This is a genomic window from Actinocorallia sp. A-T 12471, from assembly GCF_033875155.1.
GTDB lineage: Bacteria > Actinomycetota > Actinomycetes > Streptosporangiales > Streptosporangiaceae > Actinocorallia.
Map to the genome: position 1 here is coordinate 74,575 of NZ_JAWZTE010000008.1, position 18,686 is coordinate 93,260.

At 70.6% G+C, this 18,686-nt stretch carries 13 protein-coding genes; 9 read left to right on the forward strand and 4 right to left on the reverse strand.

Annotated elements, in window-relative coordinates; genetic code table 11:
• Positions 1-655: 655 nt before the first annotated feature.
• Complete coding sequence (locus tag R9X44_RS22195) at positions 656-1,918, forward strand: helix-turn-helix domain-containing protein (RefSeq protein WP_319816168.1); 1,263 nt, start codon at positions 656-658, stop codon at positions 1,916-1,918.
• Between the two features lie 84 nt (positions 1,919-2,002).
• On the opposite strand, the gene R9X44_RS22200 is transcribed toward R9X44_RS22195, so the two are convergent.
• A complete protein-coding gene (locus tag R9X44_RS22200; RefSeq protein WP_319816169.1) occupies positions 2,003-2,581 on the reverse strand; it encodes a peroxidase-related enzyme in 579 nt (192 codons plus the stop codon).
• Positions 2,582-2,684: 103 nt separating this feature from the next.
• On the opposite strand from R9X44_RS22200, the gene R9X44_RS22205 reads away from it, so the two are divergent.
• A complete protein-coding gene (locus tag R9X44_RS22205) occupies positions 2,685-3,902 on the forward strand; it encodes an SfnB family sulfur acquisition oxidoreductase (RefSeq protein ID WP_319816170.1) in 1,218 nt (405 codons plus the stop codon).
• Positions 3,903-4,038: 136 nt separating this feature from the next.
• On the opposite strand, the gene ccrA is transcribed toward R9X44_RS22205, so the two are convergent.
• Together ccrA and R9X44_RS22215 are read right to left on the reverse strand one after the other, a co-directional pair.
• Entirely contained in the window at positions 4,039-5,355 is a 1,317-nt protein-coding gene (ccrA, locus tag R9X44_RS22210; RefSeq protein WP_319816171.1) for a crotonyl-CoA carboxylase/reductase, read from the reverse strand.
• A gap of 29 nt (positions 5,356-5,384) precedes the next feature.
• The gene (locus R9X44_RS22215; protein ID WP_319816172.1) at positions 5,385-11,666 is read right to left on the reverse strand and encodes an SDR family NAD(P)-dependent oxidoreductase; all 6,282 of its coding nucleotides are present in this window, start codon (positions 11,664-11,666) and stop codon (positions 5,385-5,387) included.
• Positions 11,667-11,799: 133 nt separating this feature from the next.
• On the opposite strand from R9X44_RS22215, the gene R9X44_RS22220 reads away from it, so the two are divergent.
• Genes R9X44_RS22220 through R9X44_RS22245 form a run of 6 tightly spaced genes read left to right on the forward strand, consistent with a single transcriptional unit; the run spans position 11,800 to position 17,226 of the window.
• Positions 11,800-13,374, forward strand: a complete 1,575-nt coding sequence (locus R9X44_RS22220; protein WP_319816173.1) for an MFS transporter — start codon at positions 11,800-11,802, stop codon at positions 13,372-13,374.
• On the forward strand, positions 13,359-14,687 hold the full coding sequence (locus tag R9X44_RS22225) for a glycosyltransferase (RefSeq protein ID WP_319816174.1): 1,329 nt from the start codon (positions 13,359-13,361) through the stop codon (positions 14,685-14,687). Before R9X44_RS22220 ends, R9X44_RS22225 begins: the two co-directional genes overlap by 16 nt.
• A 22-nt stretch (positions 14,688-14,709) precedes the next feature.
• A complete protein-coding gene (locus R9X44_RS22230; protein WP_319816175.1) occupies positions 14,710-15,054 on the forward strand; it encodes a hypothetical protein in 345 nt (114 codons plus the stop codon).
• On the forward strand, positions 15,032-15,547 hold the full coding sequence (locus R9X44_RS22235; protein ID WP_319816176.1) for a DUF6879 family protein: 516 nt from the start codon (positions 15,032-15,034) through the stop codon (positions 15,545-15,547). The genes R9X44_RS22230 and R9X44_RS22235 overlap by 23 nt, the downstream gene beginning before the upstream one ends.
• A gap of 12 nt (positions 15,548-15,559) precedes the next feature.
• A complete protein-coding gene (locus R9X44_RS22240) occupies positions 15,560-16,447 on the forward strand; it encodes a helix-turn-helix transcriptional regulator (RefSeq protein WP_319816177.1) in 888 nt (295 codons plus the stop codon).
• A complete protein-coding gene (locus tag R9X44_RS22245) occupies positions 16,444-17,226 on the forward strand; it encodes a methyltransferase domain-containing protein (protein WP_319816178.1) in 783 nt (260 codons plus the stop codon). Before R9X44_RS22240 ends, R9X44_RS22245 begins: the two co-directional genes overlap by 4 nt.
• Here R9X44_RS22245 and R9X44_RS22250 read toward each other — a convergent pair.
• Complete coding sequence (locus R9X44_RS22250) at positions 17,223-17,894, reverse strand: slipin family protein (RefSeq protein ID WP_319816179.1); 672 nt, start codon at positions 17,892-17,894, stop codon at positions 17,223-17,225. The genes R9X44_RS22245 and R9X44_RS22250 overlap by 4 nt on opposite strands.
• A gap of 369 nt (positions 17,895-18,263) precedes the next feature.
• Here R9X44_RS22250 and R9X44_RS22255 point away from each other — a divergent pair, with 369 nt between their 5' ends.
• Positions 18,264-18,668 (forward strand): ATP-binding protein, encoded by a 405-nt coding sequence (locus R9X44_RS22255; RefSeq protein WP_319816180.1) that lies wholly within the window; start codon positions 18,264-18,266, stop codon positions 18,666-18,668.
• Positions 18,669-18,686: the final 18 nt, after the last annotated feature.

Consider the following 18,686-nt stretch of genomic DNA (forward strand, 5'->3'; position numbering starts at 1 on the left):
GCCCCCGCCGCGACCCGTCACGCGTCCGCCCCCGTGCCCGGCCGGGTGCGGCCGTCCGGGAGCGGCGACCGTCCCTCGGTGTGCCTACCCGGACGAACGGCCGTCGCAACCCATCGCGCACGCACCCGTCACGCATGGTGACATCACCGACTGTACCGAGTCGATCACCCGCGGGGGGACCCGGACGCCGAACGCGGTCCACGGACTGAGACGGGTCACCCCCGGGTGAACTTTCGATGAGAGCTCGTCGCATTGGCCCGCAAGGGCTGACTCAACGGGTCAGCATGGGGTTATGTTGCCGGAGTGGCATTGTTCGGCCACGAACAAGAGGAAATCGGCAGTACGTCCGGACGCCGTCGACAGCGTTCGGGTAACGACCGTTACCAGATTGGAACATGGACCCGGACACCGCCCCCCTCCAGCGGCGGCGTCCCTGCGCAAGGGGTTCTGGACCGCCCCCCACCGCAAAGAGCGCCGAAGTTGCCACGGCCGCGCGGCCGATCCTGGCCCCGCGCGGACCTACACTGGCGGTCTGGTGAACCACCAGAGCATGATTTGCACCACAATCTCATGTGAAATTCGTCATGATCCTTGAGGTCGAGGCGACCAAACTGCCCCAGGGCGCGCGGGGCCAATGCCGAATGGAGGTCACCGCGTGACAGCAGAAGTGGGCATCCCCTCCCGCACCGGGCGTGCCGGGCGGAGCCCATGGTCGGACATTCCGCGCGAGCTCTCCGAACACGTTCTGCCGCATCTCGACCTTGTCGCGGAGGAGATCATCAAGGAGGTCCGCCTCCAGGTCCGCGAATACTCAAGGGGTGGAGGCCCCTACGCGTCCAACCTCCGCACCGTCGTCGAACGCGCCCTCACCCACTTCGTCGACCGCATCGCCCACGGCGGGCCGCACCCCGACCCCGACTTCTTCCAGGCCATCGGACGCGGCGAGGCCGGCGAGGGCCGCAGCCTCGACCCGCTCCAGGCCGCGATGCGCGTCGGCGGGCTCGTCGCCTGGCGGCGGCTGTCGGAGAACGCCTGGGAGCTGGAACCCCGCGTCATCACCGCGCTCGGCGAGGCGGTCTTCGTCCACCAGGACGACATCGCACGCCAGGCCGCCACCGGATACCGCCAGGCACAGGCCGACGCGGCCGGCGAGATGCAGCGCCGCCGCCGCAGACTGCTCGACCTGCTCCTCACCGGCGGCTCAGGCCACGACGCCATCGCCGACCTCGCCGCCGCCGCGCACTGGCCGATGCCCCGCACCGTCGCGGCCGTCGCGCTCGACATCCGCCACCAGGACACCCGCCCCCCGGCCTTCCCGCCGGACGTGCTCATCGACCTCGGCCGCACCCAGCCGTCGCTGCTCATCCCCGACCCCGACGGGCCCGGCCGCAACCAGCTCATCGACCGCGCGCTCGCCGACTGCAGCGGCGTCATCGGCCCGACCGTCCCGGTCACCGAGGCCGCGCACTCGATGCGGCTCGCCCGCGCGATGCTCCAGCTCGGCCAGCGCGGCGTCATCGACGCCGAGGGCGTCGTGCGCTGCGTCGACCACATGTCGACGCTCATCCTCTTCCAGGACGAGCAGCTGCTGACGTCGCTCGCCGAACTGCGCCTCGCGCCGCTGTCGCACCTGCGCAGCAGCCAGCAGGACAGGCTCGCCGAGACGCTGCTGGCCTGGCTGCAGTCCGGCAGGAACGCCAACGAGGTGGCGATGCGGTTGCACGTCCACCCCCAGACCGTCAGATACCGCCTCCGGCAGCTCGAGGAGCTGTTCGGCGACCAGCTCCTCGACCCCGATCTCCGGTTCGACCTGGAGATCGTGCTGCGGGCCAGAAGGCTCCAGCAGTCGGTCGCGCCGGTCCCCGCCGCGCCCGACCAGGCGGTCGCGGGCGAGGTCATCAGCCTCCGCCGCGTCTGACCCAGCGCACAACGAAGGCCACCGCTTCTGGCGGTGGCCTTCGCCTCTCTCACCCCTCACACTCCCCGTCCCGCGGGGCCCTGCTCACCGCCCAAAGAACTCCTCATCCGGCCGAGTACCAATCCCAATAGTCAACCGATTGGTGTAGTTGAAGAACGACGCGACCTCGATGACCTCGACGATCTGCTCGTCGGTGAACCCGTGCTCGCGCAGGCCGAGCACGTCATCGTCGGTCACGTGCGACGGGTTCACGGTGAGCTTCACCGACAGGTCGACGATGGCCTGCTCACGCGGGCCGAACCCGATGATGTGGTGGTCGTCGGCGATCCGGTGCGCCAACTCGCGGTCCTTGAGCGCGGCAGCGAGCCCGGCGCGGTGATTCGCCTTGCAGTACCCGCAGCCGTTCTCGTGGGAGACGACGACCGAGATGAGCTCGCGCTCCTGGATCGTGAGGGTGCCGCCGTTGGGGTCCCACAGCGAGTGGTAGAAGGTCAGCAGCCGCTTGAGCGTCTCGGTGTTGTGGGCGTAGCTGTTCAGGTAGTTGGGGACGCGGCCCTGTTTCTTCTCCGCGTCGGCGAACAGCGCCTCGACGTCCTCGGGGAACTTCGACCGGTCGGGGGTTCCGAACCGCGAGAGGCGGGGCTCGGCCACTTCGAACGTCATGAGTGACTTTCTCCTTGCTGCTGTTCCCATCTTCCCTACCGATAATGTAGGAATGGTGGGGAACTTGCAAGGGCGTAGCGGGAACCACGGAAGGTGACGGAGCATGACAGTTCAGACGGACGTCGCGGCACCACATGCCCTGTCGGACGCGGAGGCGCTGCGCGTCGCCGTCGAGGTGGCCGGGCGGGTGCGCGTCGGATCGGCCGAGCGGGACCGCGAGTCACGCCACCCGCGCGCCGAACTCGACGACCTCGCCACGACGGGGCTGCTCGGCATCGCCGTCCCGACCGAATACGGCGGCGGAGGGGTGCGGCCGAGCACCGTCGCTGAGGTGTTCCGGCTGCTCGCGGTCGGGGACCCCGCGGTGTCCCAGCTGCTGCTGTCGCACTTCGTCCTCATCGAGCTGCTGAAGGAGGCTGGGTCGGCGGAGCAGAAGGAGTTCTTCTTCGGCGAGGCCGTCCGGGGCGTCAGGTTCGGGAACGCGACGGCCGAGCGCGGCACGAAGCACGTGTTCGACCGGCGTACGTCGCTCACCGCCGACGGCGACGGATATGCGCTGAACGGGCGGAAGTTCTACACCACGGGGGCGCTCGCGTCCGGGTGGATCGGGGTGGCGGCGTCGGTGGACGGGGACCAGGCACAGCCCGTCATCGCGTTCGTGCGGCCGGACGACGAGGGCGTCGCGTTCGCCGACGACTGGACCGCGTTCGGGCAGCGGCCCACCGCGAGCGGGTCGATCGAGTTCACCGACGTGCGGGTGCCGGCGGAGCGCGTCCTCGTGCTCGGGCCCGTCCCGGCCGACCCGCCGCCGCAGACGCTCGGCGCGTACGACCAGATCCTGCACGCCGCGATCGACGTCGGCATCGGCAGGGCCGCGCTGGAGGACGGGGCGGCGTTCGTCGCCGAGCGGAGCCGTCCGTGGTTCGAGTCGGGCCACGACCGCGCCGCCGACGAACCCCACACGCTCCTGCACTTCGGCAAACTGACCACCCGCCTCCACGCCCTCGAAGCCCTTTTCGCCCGCGCCGGAGCAGTCCTCGACGCCGCCTACGCCGCCCCCGCCCTCACCGACGCCAACACCGCGGCCGCCTCCCTGGCCGTAGCCGAAGCCAAGGCTTTCGCCCAGGAAATCTCCCTCCAGATCGCCTCCGACATCCTCGAACTGTCCGGCACCAGCGCCGCCGACTCCACCCACGCCCTAGACCGCCACTGGCGCAACGCCCGCGTCCACACCCTCCACGACCCCGCCCGCTGGAAATACCACCACATAGGCAACCACACCCTCAACACCACAAACCCCCCACGCTACCCCCTCCTCTAACCCCCAAAGGCCCCCGCTTCCCCTGGGAGCGGGGGCCGTCGGCGGGATCTCTCAAACCCGGGCGGCTTGCGGCGTCCACCAGGGTTTCGGTGGGGATGGGGAGGCGGGGACCGGGGGTGGTCCCCGCCGGGAGGGGTTAGGAGCGGTAGAGGTTTAGTTTTTCTTCGCCGATTTTGGCGCGGAGGGTGGGGTCGTCGATGCCCAGGCCCTCGGTGGGGGCGGCGCAGAGGAGGGCTACCTTGCCGATGTGCTGGTTGGTTTGGACGGCTCGGGTGGCGTCGGCGGCGGTGTCGAGGTCGAAGACGCTGGAGAGGGTCGGGTGGATCATGCCCAGGCTGATGAGGCGGTTGGTCTGGACCGCTTCGTGGTAGTTGAAGCCGTGGGAGCCGACGATGCTCTTCAGGCGCATCCACAGGAAGCGGTTGTCGTACTCGTGGCGGTAGCCGGTCGAGGAGCCGCAGGTGACGATCTTGCCGCCGCGCTTGGCGACGTAGACCGAGGTGCCGAAGGTCTCCGCGCCCAGGTACTCGAAGACGATCTGGGGGTCCTCGCCGACGGTCGAGCGGATCGCCTCGCCGAGGATGCGGCCCGCCTTGCGGTTGCGGAAGCCCTCCGGGCCGAGGCCGAGCTCGTTGCGGTTGATGACGTGCTCGACGCCCTGCTTGCGCACGAGGTCGGCCTTGTCCTGCGAGCCGACGACCGCGACGGGGATGCCGCCGCCGTTGAGGACGAGCTGTGAGGCGTAGGAGCCGAGGCCGCCGGTGCCGCCCCAGACCAGGACGACGTCGCCCTGCTTCATCCGCGCGCCGTGCGAGCCGACCAGCATGCGATAGGCGGTCGCGGCGCACAGCGTGTTCGACGCGGCCTCCTCCCACGTGAGGTGCGCGGGCTTGTGGATGAGCTGGTTGGCCTTGACGACGCAGAACTCCGCGAGCGACCCGAAGTTGGTCTCGAAGCCCCACGCGAGCTGCGACTCGGTCATCATGCCGTCGTCGTAGGAGGCGTGGTCCTCCTCGTCCACGTAGGCCGGGGAGATGACGACCTTGTCGCCGACCTTCCAGTTCTTGACGCCCGCGCCAGTGCGCACGACGACGCCGGAGCCGTCCGAGCCGAGGATGTGGTACGGCAGGTTGTGACGGGCCCCGTACCAGCCCTGCTGGCCGAACTTCTCGAGGAACGCGAAGGTCGGGACGGGCTCGAAGATCGCCGACCAGACCGTGTTGAAGTTGATGGCGGCCGACATGACCGCGACGACGCACTCGTCGGGCGCGATCTCCGGCATGGCGACCTCGCCGACGTGCATCGACTTGCGCACGTCCTTGTCGGTCTCGCCCTCGAAGATGCCGACCTCTTCGCGCAGCGTGTACGCGGCCCGGAACGACTCCGGAAGTGCGGTGTTCTGGAGCTCCTCGGGGGAGGCGCCGTTGATCACGGCCTGGAGCAGATCAGACATGTCGATTCCTCTGGTGAGCGCGCCGTTGACTAGTGGGCAAGTTCACCGGCCAGATGCGCCGCGATGAGGTGCACACCGGGCGGGTCCAGCAGGTTCAGGTGGTGTGTCCCGGTGACCTCGACGATCTCCAGGTTCGGGCAGAGCGGCCCGAGCCCGTTGGTGTCGTCGAGGTCGACGTAGCGGGCGTCCTGGACGGCCCACGGGGTGGGCAGGGGCGCCTTGTAGAGGATGACCCGGCCGTCGTACGGCTTGTAGGCGTACCTCTCCAGCGTCCTTGTGTCCTGGTGTGAGGTGAGCTGGTGGTGCAGCACCGCGGGGGGCAGGGACGCCATCACGGGTGCGGCCCGCTCGGCGACGAGGGCGAACATCTCGTCCTCGCTCTTCCCGGCCAGCTCCGCGTACTCCAGCTTCACCTCCGTCCCGTACGTCTCGGTCAGGTAGGCGGCGAAGCCGGCGAACCTCTTGGCGAGGTTGTCGGCGTCGTCGTCGGTGGGCAGCGGGACGCCGCCGTCGAACAGCGCGACGAACTCGACCTCGTGGCCCGCGGCGGTGAGCTGCCGCGCGGTCTCGTAGGCGAGGGTCGCGCCGAACGACCAGCCGCCGAGCCGGTAGGGCCCGGAAGGCTGGGTCTGGAGGATGTGCTCGACGTAGCGCGCGGCGCGTTCCTCGACGCTCGGCGCGTCCTCCCAGCGTTCGAGCCCGTAGAACGGCTGTGCGACGCCGATGAGGGCGGCGAGCTGCTGGTAGCAGCCGGTGGTGCCGCCCGCGGGGTGCGCGGCGAAGAACGGCCTTCCCGCGCCGAGGGGTTGCAGCGGCCGGACGGTCTGCCGCGCCGCCTCGTCCTCGACGGCCCTGACGACGTCGGCGACGCCCTGGGCGGTCGGTTCGGCGAACAGGGCGGTCCGGTCGAGCGTGGTGTGCAGCTCGGCCTGGAGCTTCAGGTGGATCAGGTCGGCCTGGTGCTCCTGGCCGCCGAGCGCGAAGAAGTCGTCGACGACGCTGACGCGGGCGAGGCCGAGCTGTTCCTCGAACAGCCGGACCACGAGGCGTTCTGCGGCGTCGCGCGGCATGACGTAAGCCGAGTCGTCGGCTTCGGGCGCGGCGGTGCCGCCGAGGCCGAGTTCGTCGGCGGCCCATTCCTCGAAGACGTTCACGCTCGCGCCCTGGAGCAGGACGGCGGGCGGGACGGTGAGTCCGAGGTCGTGTTCGATCGCGCTCTTGATCCGGACGGCGACGAGCGAGTCGAGGCCGAGTTCGGTGAGCGGGGTCGCGGGGTCGAGGCGGCCCGCGTCGAAGCCGAGGATCGCCGAGACGCGTTCCAGGACGCGGGCGCGCAGGGCGGCGCGGGCGGCGTCGGGGTCGAGGGCGCGCAGGCCGTCGGGGCCCGGCCAGTCGTCGGAGGCTCCGGCCTGTCCTGCGGCCTCTACTAGGGCGGTGTAGAAGGGCATCCTGCGGATTTCGGGGAACAGCTCGACGGCCTTGGCGGCGTCGAACCGCAGAACGCCGGTGGCCGCCCTGTCGTACGCGAGGAGCGCTTCCAGGGCTTCTACGCCCTCTGCGGGGGTCAGCGGCTCGATGACGGTCACCGCCGCGTCGGTCGCGCCGCCGACCTCCGCCCAGGTGCCCCAGTTGACGGTCGAGGCGGCGAGGCCGTGCGCGCGGCGGTGCGCGACGAGGGCGTCGAGCGCGGCGTTCGCGGCCGCGTAGGAGCCCTGTCCCGGCGAGCCGAGAAGGGCGGCGGCGGAGGAGTGCATGAGGAAGAAGTCGAGGTCCTCGGGGACCGCCTCGTGCAGCCGCCACGCGCCCGCGACCTTGGCCGTCCACACCCTGTGCAGGTCCTCGGGGCCGACCTCGGTGAACAGCCGGTCGGCCATCGCGGCGGCCCCGTGGACCACGCCGCGCAGTTTCTTCCCGCCCTCGGTCGCGGCCGCGACGAGACGTGCCGCGACGCCGTCCGCGGCGACGTCGCCGAGCACCACCTTGACGTCCGCGCCCAGCGCGCGCAGGGCCGCGATCTCCGCCTCGGCCTCGGGGTTCGGTCCGGAACGCCCCGAAAGCACGATCCGGCCAGCGCCACGCTCGGCGAGCAGCCGCGCGGTCACCAGGCCGATGCCGCCGTACCCTCCGGTGATGACGTACGCGCCGCCCTTGCGGACGGCCTTGCGCGGCTTGCCTTCCGGGAGGGACGCGGCAGCGAGGCGGGCGCTGTGACGGCGTCCGGCTCGGTAGGCGATCTCGGTGTCGGTGGAACCCGCGGCGATCTCGGCGGTGAGGATCGCCGAGGCGTCGTCGTCCGGTTCTAGGTCGAGGTGGGTCGCGCGCAGGCCCGGCTGCTCGAAGCCGAGGACGCGGACGAGGGCGGGGAGGAAGCCCTGGCCCGGGTGACCGGCTTCGCCGTCCACGACGGGGCGGGCCCCGCGGGTGACGAGCCAGAGGCGCTGCGCGGTGAGCGCGCGGGCGGCTCCGGCGACGGCGAGGACCAGCGCCTCGTCGGCGACGTCGGCGGGCGGGGCGAGCGCGACATGCCTGGTGTCCTCGGCGACCGCCGCGCGTACGGCGGCTTCGGCGTCGGCCCAGTCGATGTCGTCAAGGATGACGAGCCCGTCGGCATCGCCCTCGGCGTCTTCGAGGGGGTCTTCGGTCCACACCGCCTCGACAAGCTTGGCCGACAGGGGGACGGGGACGTCACGGCGGCGCAGGACGACGCCGGAGGCGGCGAGGAGGGGGGTGCCGTCCTCGTCGGCCAGAAGGATCTCGCCAGTGACGGCGGCTTCGTTACGCGTCACCGTCGCGCGGCTAAGGCCGCCCCGGTGGGTGGGGCCGAAGACGCGGAGTTCCCCTATGGACTCGGCGATCCACCCGTCTTCGCCGACTTCAGCGGAGAGCTGTTTGAGGCAGCGGTCGAAGACCTCGGGGTGCACGCGGTAGTGACGGCTTCCCTTGGACGCGCCGGTTATCGCGGTCCATCCTGTGACGTCGGCCTTGCCGGGGGCGTCTGCGAGTTCGTCAGCGGAGACGGCTTGCGCGGTCGCCAGCGGGGCCCATACGCCCGCCGGGGTGCGGACGTGGATCGCGACCCGGCCGTCGGCGTCGAGGGTCGTGCTCAGCTCCGTGTCGCCGTCCACGGCGTGCAGGCGGCTCAGCTCAAGCGCGCGCACGGCGACGCCGTCGGCCTGCGCGGCCGCCGCGAGCGCCATCTCGGCGAGCGGGGCGGCGGAAAGGTACGCGCCCTCCCAAGTCGCCATGTTCTGCCAGGCGTGGCGCTCCTCGCCGGGCAGCTCGACGTGCGCGCCGAGCAGCGGGTGCGCGTCGGAGCCCGCGACGCGGCGCGCGCCGTCCATCCAGTGCCGCTCGTGCCGCCACGGCGCGCGCGGCAGCGCGACGAGCCCGCCATCACGCGGGGCGGTGACGGCGTGGCCGTGCACGGCGAGCGTCGCGAGCTGGGCGTGGAAGGTGAGGGTGTCGTCGGTCTCCTGGCCCTTCGGAGCGCGCTTGAGCGAGTGCAGCACCTGCGCGCCCGAGCCGTCGAGGGTCTCGCCGACGGCCATCGCGAGGATCGGGTGGGCGTTCAGCTCGATGAACGTGCGGTGGCCGTCCTGCGCGGCGGCGGCGACGGCGTCGGCCAGCCGGACGGGGTTGCGCAGGTTCGCGGCCCAGTACTCGGCGTCGAGCGGCGCGGAGCCGTCGAAGAGCTTGCGCGGGTCCTCCAGCGCGGTCGTGTACATGGGGATCTCGCCGACGCGCGGGGCGAGCTCGGCGAGCAGCTCGCGCAGCTCGGGCAGCAGCGGATCGACCTGCGGCGAGTGGCCCGCGCCCTCGGCCTTGACCTGCCGCGCGAGGTACCCCCTGCCGGACGCCCAGGCCAGCACCGCCTCGATCGCGTCGGCCTCGCCGGTGACCACGGTCTGCTTCGGCGACGACAACACGGCCGGGTGGACGAGGGGCCCGTCGTACTCCTGGAGGTCGTTCTGGCCGCACCCGATGACGGCCATGCCGCCCCCGCCGACCAGCGCGGTCATCAGCCGGGAGCGGCGCACGATCACCTTGACGCCGTCGGCCAGGCTCAGCGCCCCCGCGACGACCGCCGCCGCGACCTCGCCCATCGAGTGCCCGATGACGGCGGCGGGCTCGACCCCGTAGGACCGCCACACGCGCGCGAGCCCGACCTGGACGGCGAACAGCACGGGCATGATCTCGGCGGGCCCCTCGGGCATCCTGCCCTCTTCGAGGAGGTTCCACAGGTCGAGCCCGGCCTCCTCGGCGAACATGCCGTCGAGGTCGTCTATCGCCTCGGCGAACGCGGACTCCTCGGCGAGCAGAGACTGGGCCATCCCAGCGCGCTGGGCGCCGTACCCGGAGAACACGAAGACGGGACGCGCGGCGCTTCCCACGGCGGTTCCGGTGACGACCGAGGGGCTCGGCCTGCCCTCGGCGAGCGCGGCGAGGCCGTCGCGCAGGCCCGCGAGGTCGCGCGCGACGACGGCGGCCCTGGCGCGGCCGCGCGGCTCGCGGCGGCGCAGCGTCTCGGCGACGTCGGCGAGCGCGGGCGCGGCCCACCCGGCGGCCGGCGCGGGCGCGTCAGCGGCCTCCTGAGGCGCGGGCGGGGTGAGGGTGTCGAGGAGGGCCCGCGCGTAGTCGGGGAGGCGGTCGGCGGCCACGTCGGACAGCGGGAAGACGCGGACGGGCACCGGCTCGGGCTGGACGGGCTCGGCCGCGGGGAACGCCTCAAGGCGGACGTGCGCGTTGGTGCCGCCGAAGCCGAACCCGGAGACGCCCGCGCGGGCCGGGCGCTCGTGCGACGGCCAAGGCGTCTCGACGGCGGCGACCTTGAGGTTGAGCTCGTCAAAGGGGATGTGCGGGTTGGGCTCGCGGTAGTGCAGCGACGGCGGGATCACGCCGTGGTGCAGCGCGAGCACCGTCTTGATCAGCCCCGCCGCGCCGGCCGCGGCCTCCATGTGCCCGAGGTTCGACTTCACCGACCCCAGAAGCAGCGGCTCGGTACGGCCCTCCCCCAGCACCTCGCCCAGCGCGCGCGCTTCGATCGGGTCTCCGAGGAACGTGCCCGTGCCGTGCGCCTCGATGTAGTCGACGTCGCGGTCGGCCGCGTACATGTCGCGCAGCAGGGCCTTCTGGGCGTCGGCGTTGGGCGCGACGAGCCCGTTGGAGCGGCCGTCGGAGTTCACGCCTGACCCGGTGACGACGGCCAGGACGCGGTCGCCGTCACGGCGCGCGTCAGCCAGCCGCTTCAGGACGAGCACGCCGCAGCCCTCGGCGCGGACCATCCCGTCGGCGGACGCGTCGAACGCCTTGCAGCGCCCGTCTGCGGCGGTTCCTCCGGCCTGGTCGAACGTCATCGTGATAGTCGGCGACAGCAGGACGTTCACACCGCCCGCGACAGCCACGTCGCTGTCACCGGCGCGCAAGGACTGGACGGCAAGGTGGGTGGACACGAGGGACGACGAGCAGGCGGTGTCCACGATCATCGAGGGGCCGCGCAGGTCGAGCAGGTAGGACAGGCGGTTGGCGACGATGCTGAGGGCGGCTCCCGTAGCGGTGAACGCTTCGAGGCGCGTCAGGTCGGAGGCTGTGAGCCCGGCGTACTCGGGGGCGGAGACGCCGATGAACACGCCGGTGCGTGAGCCGCGCAGCCTCGCGGGGGCGAGGCCCGCGTGCTCGAACGCCTCCCACGCGACCTCGAGGACGAGCCTTTGCTGGGGGTCCATGACGGCGGCTTCGCGGGGCGTGATACCGAAGAAGCGCGCGTCGAACGCGGCGATGTCGTCAAGGAAGCCGCCGCGCTTGGTCACCTTGTCGAGGAGGTCGGCTATCTCCGGGGAACCGTCGTCGAAGGCGTCCCAGCGGCCGTCGGGCACCTCGCCGACGGCGTCGCCGCCGTCGCGCAGGAAGCTCCAGAACTCCTCGGGGCCGTCGATGCCGCCGGGGAAGCGGCAGCCGAGGCCGATCACGGCCACCGGCTCGTCACTGCCGGACATTCCGGACGGACCCGCCGAGACCGGCACACCGACCGGCTCGGGCTCGGCCCCGCTCAGCGCGGCGGCGATCCGCGAGATCGTCGGATGCTCCCAGACCAGGGTCGCGGGCAGTGAACGGCCCAGAAGCTCCTCGAGTTCGCCCGCGATCGCGACGGCGTCCCTTGAGGCCAGGCCGAATTCCTCCAGCGGGCGGTCCACATCCACCTCGTCGGGAACCATGTCCGCACGGTGTGCTATCTCATGGACGAGGAAGTCTCGGATCTCACCCTGGAGCTGCGAATCCCTGCCTACGGACATGAGCTCCCCCAACATGGGCATGGGCCGGTGCGAGCGACCACCTTGTCCCAGTTTGAGCGCATCCCTCTTCGCACGCGGACCAAGAATCTCGGGTGTTCCTTATCACCCCCATGACAAGAGGTTTCCGCCCACCATATGGGTGAATTGGGGCTAAATGGGACGGGACAGGTACGGGTGGACGTTGGCGGTCGTGGCCGTCAGCGCGTTCATGGTGACCTTGGACAACACGGTCACGAACATCGCACTCGCGACGATCGTCGAGTACTTCGACACGAGCCTCGCGGCTGCCACCTGGGTCACCACCGCGTACATCCTGATCTTCTCCTGCCTGATGATCGCCGGAGGGCGGCTTGTAGACGTCTACGGCGTCCGGCGGACCTTCTCGATCGGCATGGGCGCGTTCACGCTCGCCTCCCTCGGCGCGGGACTGTCCCAGGAGCTGTCGCACCTGATCGCGTTCCGGGTGCTCCAGGGGGCCGGGGCGTCACTCGCGCTGCCCGCGACGCTCGTCATGGTGATGAACAAGCGGACCGAGAAACAGAAGTCGCTCGGGAACCTGGTCTTCATCCTCACCGGGACCGTCGCGTCCGCGCTCGGACCCGTCATCGGCGGCGTCATCACCGAGACGTTCTCCTGGCACTGGATCTTCCTGATCAACGTCGGGCCCGGCCTGTTCGTCATCGTGCTCGCCCAGTTCGTCCTCGACGGGCAGAGCGACAACGGGCCCGAGAACGTCGACCTCCCGGCCGTCCTCACCACCGCGACGCTGCTGTTCTCCATCACCTACGGCGTCCACGCCGGGAGCAGCTCGATCGGCTGGACCCACCCCAGCGTCCTCGCCGTCTTCGGCCTCGCGCTCATCTCGCTCTTCTCGCTGATCCTCGTCGAGAAGTGGGCGCCCAACCCGATGATCAGCACCGAGTTCTTCCGGAACAAGGCGTTCTCGGGCGGTCTGGCCGGACAGATCCTGTGGGGGATGGGCTTCTCCGGCGTCATCACCTACTCCGGCAACTTCATGCAGGTCGTGCTCGGCTGGAGCCCGTCCCAGGCCGGGAGCGTGTTCATCCCCCCGGCCGTCATCATCGGGCTGTGCACGCCCATCGGGTTCTGGCTGTCGGCGAAGTTCGGGCCGCGCATCCCCATCTCGACCGGCATGGTGCTGATGGCGTGCGGACTCGTCGCGTTCTCCGGGTTGCGCCAGGGCGACGACTTCACCGACATCCTTCCCGGCATCGTCCTGCTCGGCGTCGGGTCGGCCCTCACCATGCCGCTCGGCCTCTACGTGCTCAAGGCCGTCCCGGAAAGCCGGACGGGCGTCGCGGGCGGGCTGCTCAACGTCGGCCGTGAGATCTCCGCCGCGCTCGGCATCGTCTTCCTCGGCGCGCTGCTGTCGTCCATGCGGCGTTCGGCCGCCGCCGAGGGCGAGAGCGAGATCGCGGCGCTGGAGCAGGGCTCGTCGGCGGCGCTGCTGCTCGGCGCGGCGCTCGTGCTGATCGGCGCGATCATCACCGTCAGCACCCTCCAGCGCAAGAGCGAGATCGCCGAGGAGCCGGAAGGCAAGGCGCAGCCCATGCCTGACGCGTCCTCGATCACCTCCGGGTCGTTCCCCGTCATCCCGGACTGGTGGGGCACCAACCGCAAGGCGGGCATCCCCTCGGCATGGCCGCCGCCTCCGCCCTACAGTCCCTATGAGACGACGGAGGAGGACCGCACATGGGCCGGAAGGTAGTGATCTTCGCTGCCGGTTCGCGGGGCGACCTGCAACCGTGCGTCGCGCTCGGCAGGGGCCTCGCCGACCGGGGCGACGAGGTGCGGCTGATCTCCAGCGAGTCCTACCGCGGGCTCATCGAGGACGCCGGGCTCGCGTTCCGTGGGCTGTCACTCGACCCCGCCAAGATCGTCGACTCGCCCGAGGGGCAGGAACTGCTGTCCGGGGGACGGAATCCGGCCAAGTTCCTGCGGAACATGAAGCGGATCGCCGCTCCCCTGGCCGAGAAACTCCTCGCCGAGGTCGACGACGGGACCGACGGGGCCGACCTCGTCCTCGCCCCCACCCTCGGCTACCTGGGCGCGCACATCGCCGAACACCGGGGCATCCCGCACGCCCTCATCCACTTCCAGCCCTCCCAGCCGACCGGACGCTTCCCGCACCCGTTCCTGCCGCACGCCCGCCTCCTCGGCCCGTACGCCAACCGGCTGACCTACGAGGCGCTCGACTTCGTGACGTGGCAGCTCACCCGCCCGTTCATCAACACGTGGCGGACCGAACGCCTCAAGCTCCCCCCGGTCTCCCTGCTCGGCCCGCAGCGCGCCGCCCGCACGGCCCCCGTCCTGTGCGCGTTCAGCTCGGTGCTCGTCCCCCGTCCCGCCGACTGGCCCGACAACGTGAAGCTCACCGGCTTCTGGTTCCTCGACCAGCCGCACTGGGAGCCTTCTCCCGAACTGACGGCCTTCCTCGACGCGGGCCCCCCGCCCGTCTACGTCGGCTTCGGCAGCATGCTCCCCGCCGACCCCCGCGAAACCGACCTCAAGGTCCGCACCGCCCTCCGCCTCGCGGGCTTCCGAGGCGTCCTCCAGGGCGACCCGTCGACCTCGGAAGACGACATGTTCGTGGTGAACAACGTCCCCCACTCCTGGCTCTTCCCCCGCATGGCCGCCGCCGTCCACCACGGCGGCGCGGGCACCACCGCCGAATCCCTCCGCGCCGGCCTCCCCACCCTCGTCTGCCCCTTCTTCGGCGACCAGCCCTACTGGGCCGACCGCGTCCACGCCCTCGGCGCAGGCCCCACCCCCCTCCCCATCCGCCACCTGACCGTCGAATCCCTAACCTCCCGCCTCCGCACCCTCCCCACACCCCCCCACCGCACCCGCGCCCAAACCCTCGCCTCCTCCCTCAACGCCGAAGACGGCGTAGCCCGAGCCTGCGAATCCCTAGACCTCCTCCAACCCTTATCGGAGCTTTCGGGCCGCCAAGCCTCGAGCCGGCGAAGTGGCCGTCCGATTCTTCGAGCGCAATCTCGCGCAATCGCCTCCCCACGATGACGCCCTGATCGCTAACTTCTCGGTGAAGAACCCGGACAGCGATGGCAGTCCGGTCCAGGGAGTCTCGGGCAATCGGCGAACCGGAGGTCGCGATCTCGTGCAATCCCCTGACGACAACTCGCCCCTCACCCTTACCTTCGTCCTCAAGGACCCCGGGTCCCTCCAGGACGACCAGTGCCCAAGCCTCTACCGGACGAGCAGGCGCACGTGGATCATCCAGGCCGACCGACGGGACGAACCGGACGTGAGGGCACAGGCCCGAGCCCTCGCCCCACACGAAGGACTAGGCGAGGTGACCGACGACTTCATGGACGTGATCGCCCGCACCTACGTGAAGGAGAGGTATGGACTCGATATCCCCGGCTGAGCGCCGGGCGCTGGTCGCCGGTGTCCAGCGTGAGGCTCTCCACCTGGAGACCCGGGACAACTACGGCGTCGACGCCGAGTTGTTCGCCCGGTGGCGCGCGGGTGACCGCGAAGAGGTCGCCAGGGTCCTCAAGCCGTGGTGCGACGAGGTGAGGGCGGGGGTCGCGGAGGGGAAGGTCTATCGGCGTGCGTGCGTGGTCTCTGAACCCCTCTCCGAGTACCAGGCGTTCACGCGCGAGGTGACCTACCTTCGGGTGGAAGCGGGCGAGGACCAGCGTTGGATTCCCCGGCGGCTGGTCTCAGCCCTGGCCCTGCCCGGGAACGACTTCTGGCTGCTGGACGGCGAGACCGTGATCTTCAATGTCTTCTCCGGAGATGACGTCTGCGTGGAGATCCAGGTCTCGTCGGACCCCGACACGGTGAAGTTCTGCGCCGACATCTTCGCCGCGCTCTGGCCCTTGGCGATCCCGCACGCTGAATACCGGCCGATCTGAGCGCAGTCAGCTGTGTCAGAGCAAGCGGCGCAAGCAGCGCGCAAGGCGATCGCTCTTCGTATGCGGGACCTTCGCCTGGATGCGCGCCTCAACGGCCGTCAGCTGGCCGCGGAGGCGGGCATGCGGCCGTCCAAGGTCTCGCGTATCGAACACGCCCGGCAGAATCCCACGGAGGACGACATCCGCGCGTGGTGCCGGGCGTGCGCGGCCGAGGACCAGATACCCGAACTGATCGCGGCCCGTCGCGAAGTCGAGCAGATGTGGTTGGAGCACCGTCGAGAGCTACGGGCAGGCTTCAAACGCATGTCCGAGCGCAACCGCCCGCTCTACGAGCAGAGCGAGCTGATCCAGGTGTACGAGCCGATGGCCGTACCCGGCTTCCTCCAGGCCCGCCACTACGTCCGGGCCTCGCTGGACCCGATCGCACGGTTCCACGGGATGAGGGACGACCTGGACACGGCGGTCGAAGGCAGGCTGAACCGCCTGAAGGTCCTGACCTCGGGCATCACGCGGTTCTCCTTCGCCATCGAAGCCACCGCGCTCTACACGGTGTTCGGAGACCGAGAGACCATGGAAGCCCAATACGACTTCCTCATGACGGCCACACGACTACCCAACGTCTCTCTCGGGATCATCCCTCTGGGCCAAGCCCGAAAGGACATGTGGCCAAGCGGCGGCTTCTACATCTACGACGCCCGCCTGGTCCGTTGTGAGCAGTGGACCGGGCTCTACCAGACCGAACGCCCCGAGGAGATCGCCACCTTCCTCAAGATCTTCGCACTACTCCGCAAGCAAGCCGTCTACGGCGACCCCGCACGCCAGGAAATCGAGACCGCCCGAACTCGCCTGCAATCTCGCGATGTGACGTGTCCGTCTTGTGGGGGGACGGGGGAGCGGTGAGGTTTGTGTATGGGGAGGTGGGGTTGCCGGTTGATCGGCGGTTGTTCGTGCCGGAGACGATTTATGTGCGGGAGGGCGGGTGGTTGGTGCCGCTTCGTCGGTCGGAGAGGCCGGAGGAGTGGGAGAGGTTGGTCGGGATGGATGATGCGGTGACTACGCGGACGGATGAGGGTGAGCCGCGGCTTTCGGGGGTTGTTTATCCGGCGGGTAAGGGGTTCTTTCCGACTTCCTCGTCCAGTGCGCCCGGGGTTATGGCGCGCATGATCCGGGCCTTGGATGTGCGGCCCGGTATGCGGGTGCTGGAGATCGGTACAGGGACCGGGTACAACGCCGCGTGTTTGGCGGCGCTCGGCTGTGAGGTGGTGTCGGTGGAGATCGAGCGGGACCTTGCTGAGCGGGCCCGGGCTTCGTTGGAGGCGGCCGGGGTCGGCGGGGTCGTCGTCGTCTGCGGGGATGGAGAGTTGGGGGTGCCGGGGTGTGCGCCGTTTGATCGGGTTGTTGCGACGGCCGCGGCGCACACGATCCCGTATGCGTGGGTGGAGCAGACCAGGGACGAGGGGTTGATCGTCGCGCCTTATACGGGGGAGGCACACAGGGCGGCGTTGCTCGTGTTGCGTGTGCACGACGGGACCGCGATCGGTGGAATGGAGGGTGGGGCGGGGTTTATGCCGCTTCGGGGGCAGGGGCTTGAGCCGGCGGTGGTCAATGCGATTGAAGACCGGGTCGGGGTTCGGGTCGAGGTGACCAGGGGCGGGCAGAGGGTTTGGGGGGACTGTTAGGAGGTTGGTGGGGGTGGGGGTGGGGGGTTGAGGATTAGGTGGGTGTTGGGGGTGGTGGTGGCGGCTTGGAGGGTGCGGAGGTGGAGGAGGGAGGGGTGGTCTTCTAGGAGGCGGGCTGTGTTGGCTAGGGAGCGGAGGGCTGCGGACTCGGCGCGGGCGCGTTCTAGGTCGGCGCGGCCGCGTTCGCGGGCGAGGAGGGTTTCGAGGGTGGCGCGGCGGAGTTCGCCGGGGAGCATGAGGTCGCGGATGACGGCTTCGGCGACGGTCAGGCCGAGGTCGGGGGCGTCGCCGGTGATGAGGGCGGCGATGTTCGCGGAGAGGGCGGGGCGGTCGGCCAGGAGGTCTTCGAGGGGGGCGGCGGTGACGACGGCGCGGGCGGCGTCCTGGACGCGTCCGTAGAGGATGTGCTCGGTGCTCTGCGCGCCAAGGGAGAAGGCGTGCGGCTCGGTGACGGACCAGGTGACGGCCATGCTCAGGCGGAGGGACAGGCCGTCGCTGGTGAGGAGGTCCTGGCCGGTGACGTGCATGACGCGCGGGCGGATGTCCACGGACACGAGGGTGTGCCGGGCTGAGCGGCCGATCCGGTGGCGGCCGGGCTCCAGGACGCGCTGGAAACGTCCGTCGCGGAAGAGAAGGGTCCGCTCCCATTCCATGACCGTTACGCGCATGTCGCTGCCTCCCTGCTCCTGACGTCCGCTCTCCGGCCGCGAACGCGCGGCGGGGGCGCTCTCCCGTGGGAGGACCCGCAGGGCCGCGAGCACGCGAGTGGCCGGAGAGCGGACGCGTGAGGAGTCGAACCTCGGGCCGTAGCCTTTACCGGAGTGAATGCGACCGGCGACGATACGGGGAACACGTGTCGGCGATCCCGATGTGCCCCTTTTACCGGCCGCTTCACCTGCATCGTAGGCATTTCCGTCACGGCGACGCCACGCATTTAACTCCGCCCGCTTGCCCTCCGACGTGACGGGAATGACCGCAGGTACGGGGTGGTTCGACGGGGCGGCGGGCTCGGGGGAGCCTTCCGGAGGGGGTGCTGCGTGAAGGGGCGGGACGACGGCTTCGGCGAGCGGCTCGGCGTGCTGCGGGTGCCCGGCGAGATCCGCGCGCCGGGCAGGGTGCGGCGGTGGGTGCGCGGCCTGCTGTCCCAGGGCCGGGACGGTAATGATGCCGTCGAGGTAGTGGAGCTGCTGACGTCGGAGGTGGTGACGAACGCCGTCGAGCACGGCCCGCACGGCGGCGAGGTGCGCGTCGCGGTGTACCGGGACGGCAAGCGGGTGCGGGTGGAGTGCTCCGACGGCGGCGCCGGCGTCCCCGTCGCGCGCGAGGCCGGCGACGCCGACGAGGACGGCAGGGGCCTCATGCTCCTCGACGGCCTCGCCCGCGAATGGGGCAGCCGCACCGACTCAGACGGCACGTCGGTCTGGTTCGAGGTCGACGCCTGAACGCCGCCCAATGCCGCC

What these genes read in the sequence shown, in the direction of transcription:
- R9X44_RS22225 (WP_319816174.1), top strand. Translation starts at nt 13,359, where the DNA reads ATGGGCCGGAAGGTAGTGATCTTCGCTGCCGGTTCGCGGGGCGACCTG.
- R9X44_RS22235 (WP_319816176.1), top strand. Translation starts at nt 15,032, where the DNA reads ATGGACTCGATATCCCCGGCTGAGCGCCGGGCGCTGGTCGCCGGTGTC.
- R9X44_RS22215 (WP_319816172.1), bottom strand. Translation starts at nt 11,666, where the DNA reads ATGCCCATGTTGGGGGAGCTCATGTCCGTAGGCAGGGATTCGCAGCTC.
- ccrA (WP_319816171.1), bottom strand. Translation starts at nt 5,355, where the DNA reads ATGTCTGATCTGCTCCAGGCCGTGATCAACGGCGCCTCCCCCGAGGAG.
- R9X44_RS22200 (WP_319816169.1), bottom strand. Translation starts at nt 2,581, where the DNA reads ATGACGTTCGAAGTGGCCGAGCCCCGCCTCTCGCGGTTCGGAACCCCC.
- R9X44_RS22220 (WP_319816173.1), top strand. Translation starts at nt 11,800, where the DNA reads ATGGGACGGGACAGGTACGGGTGGACGTTGGCGGTCGTGGCCGTCAGC.
- R9X44_RS22205 (WP_319816170.1), top strand. Translation starts at nt 2,685, where the DNA reads ATGACAGTTCAGACGGACGTCGCGGCACCACATGCCCTGTCGGACGCG.
- R9X44_RS22250 (WP_319816179.1), bottom strand. Translation starts at nt 17,894, where the DNA reads ATGCGCGTAACGGTCATGGAATGGGAGCGGACCCTTCTCTTCCGCGAC.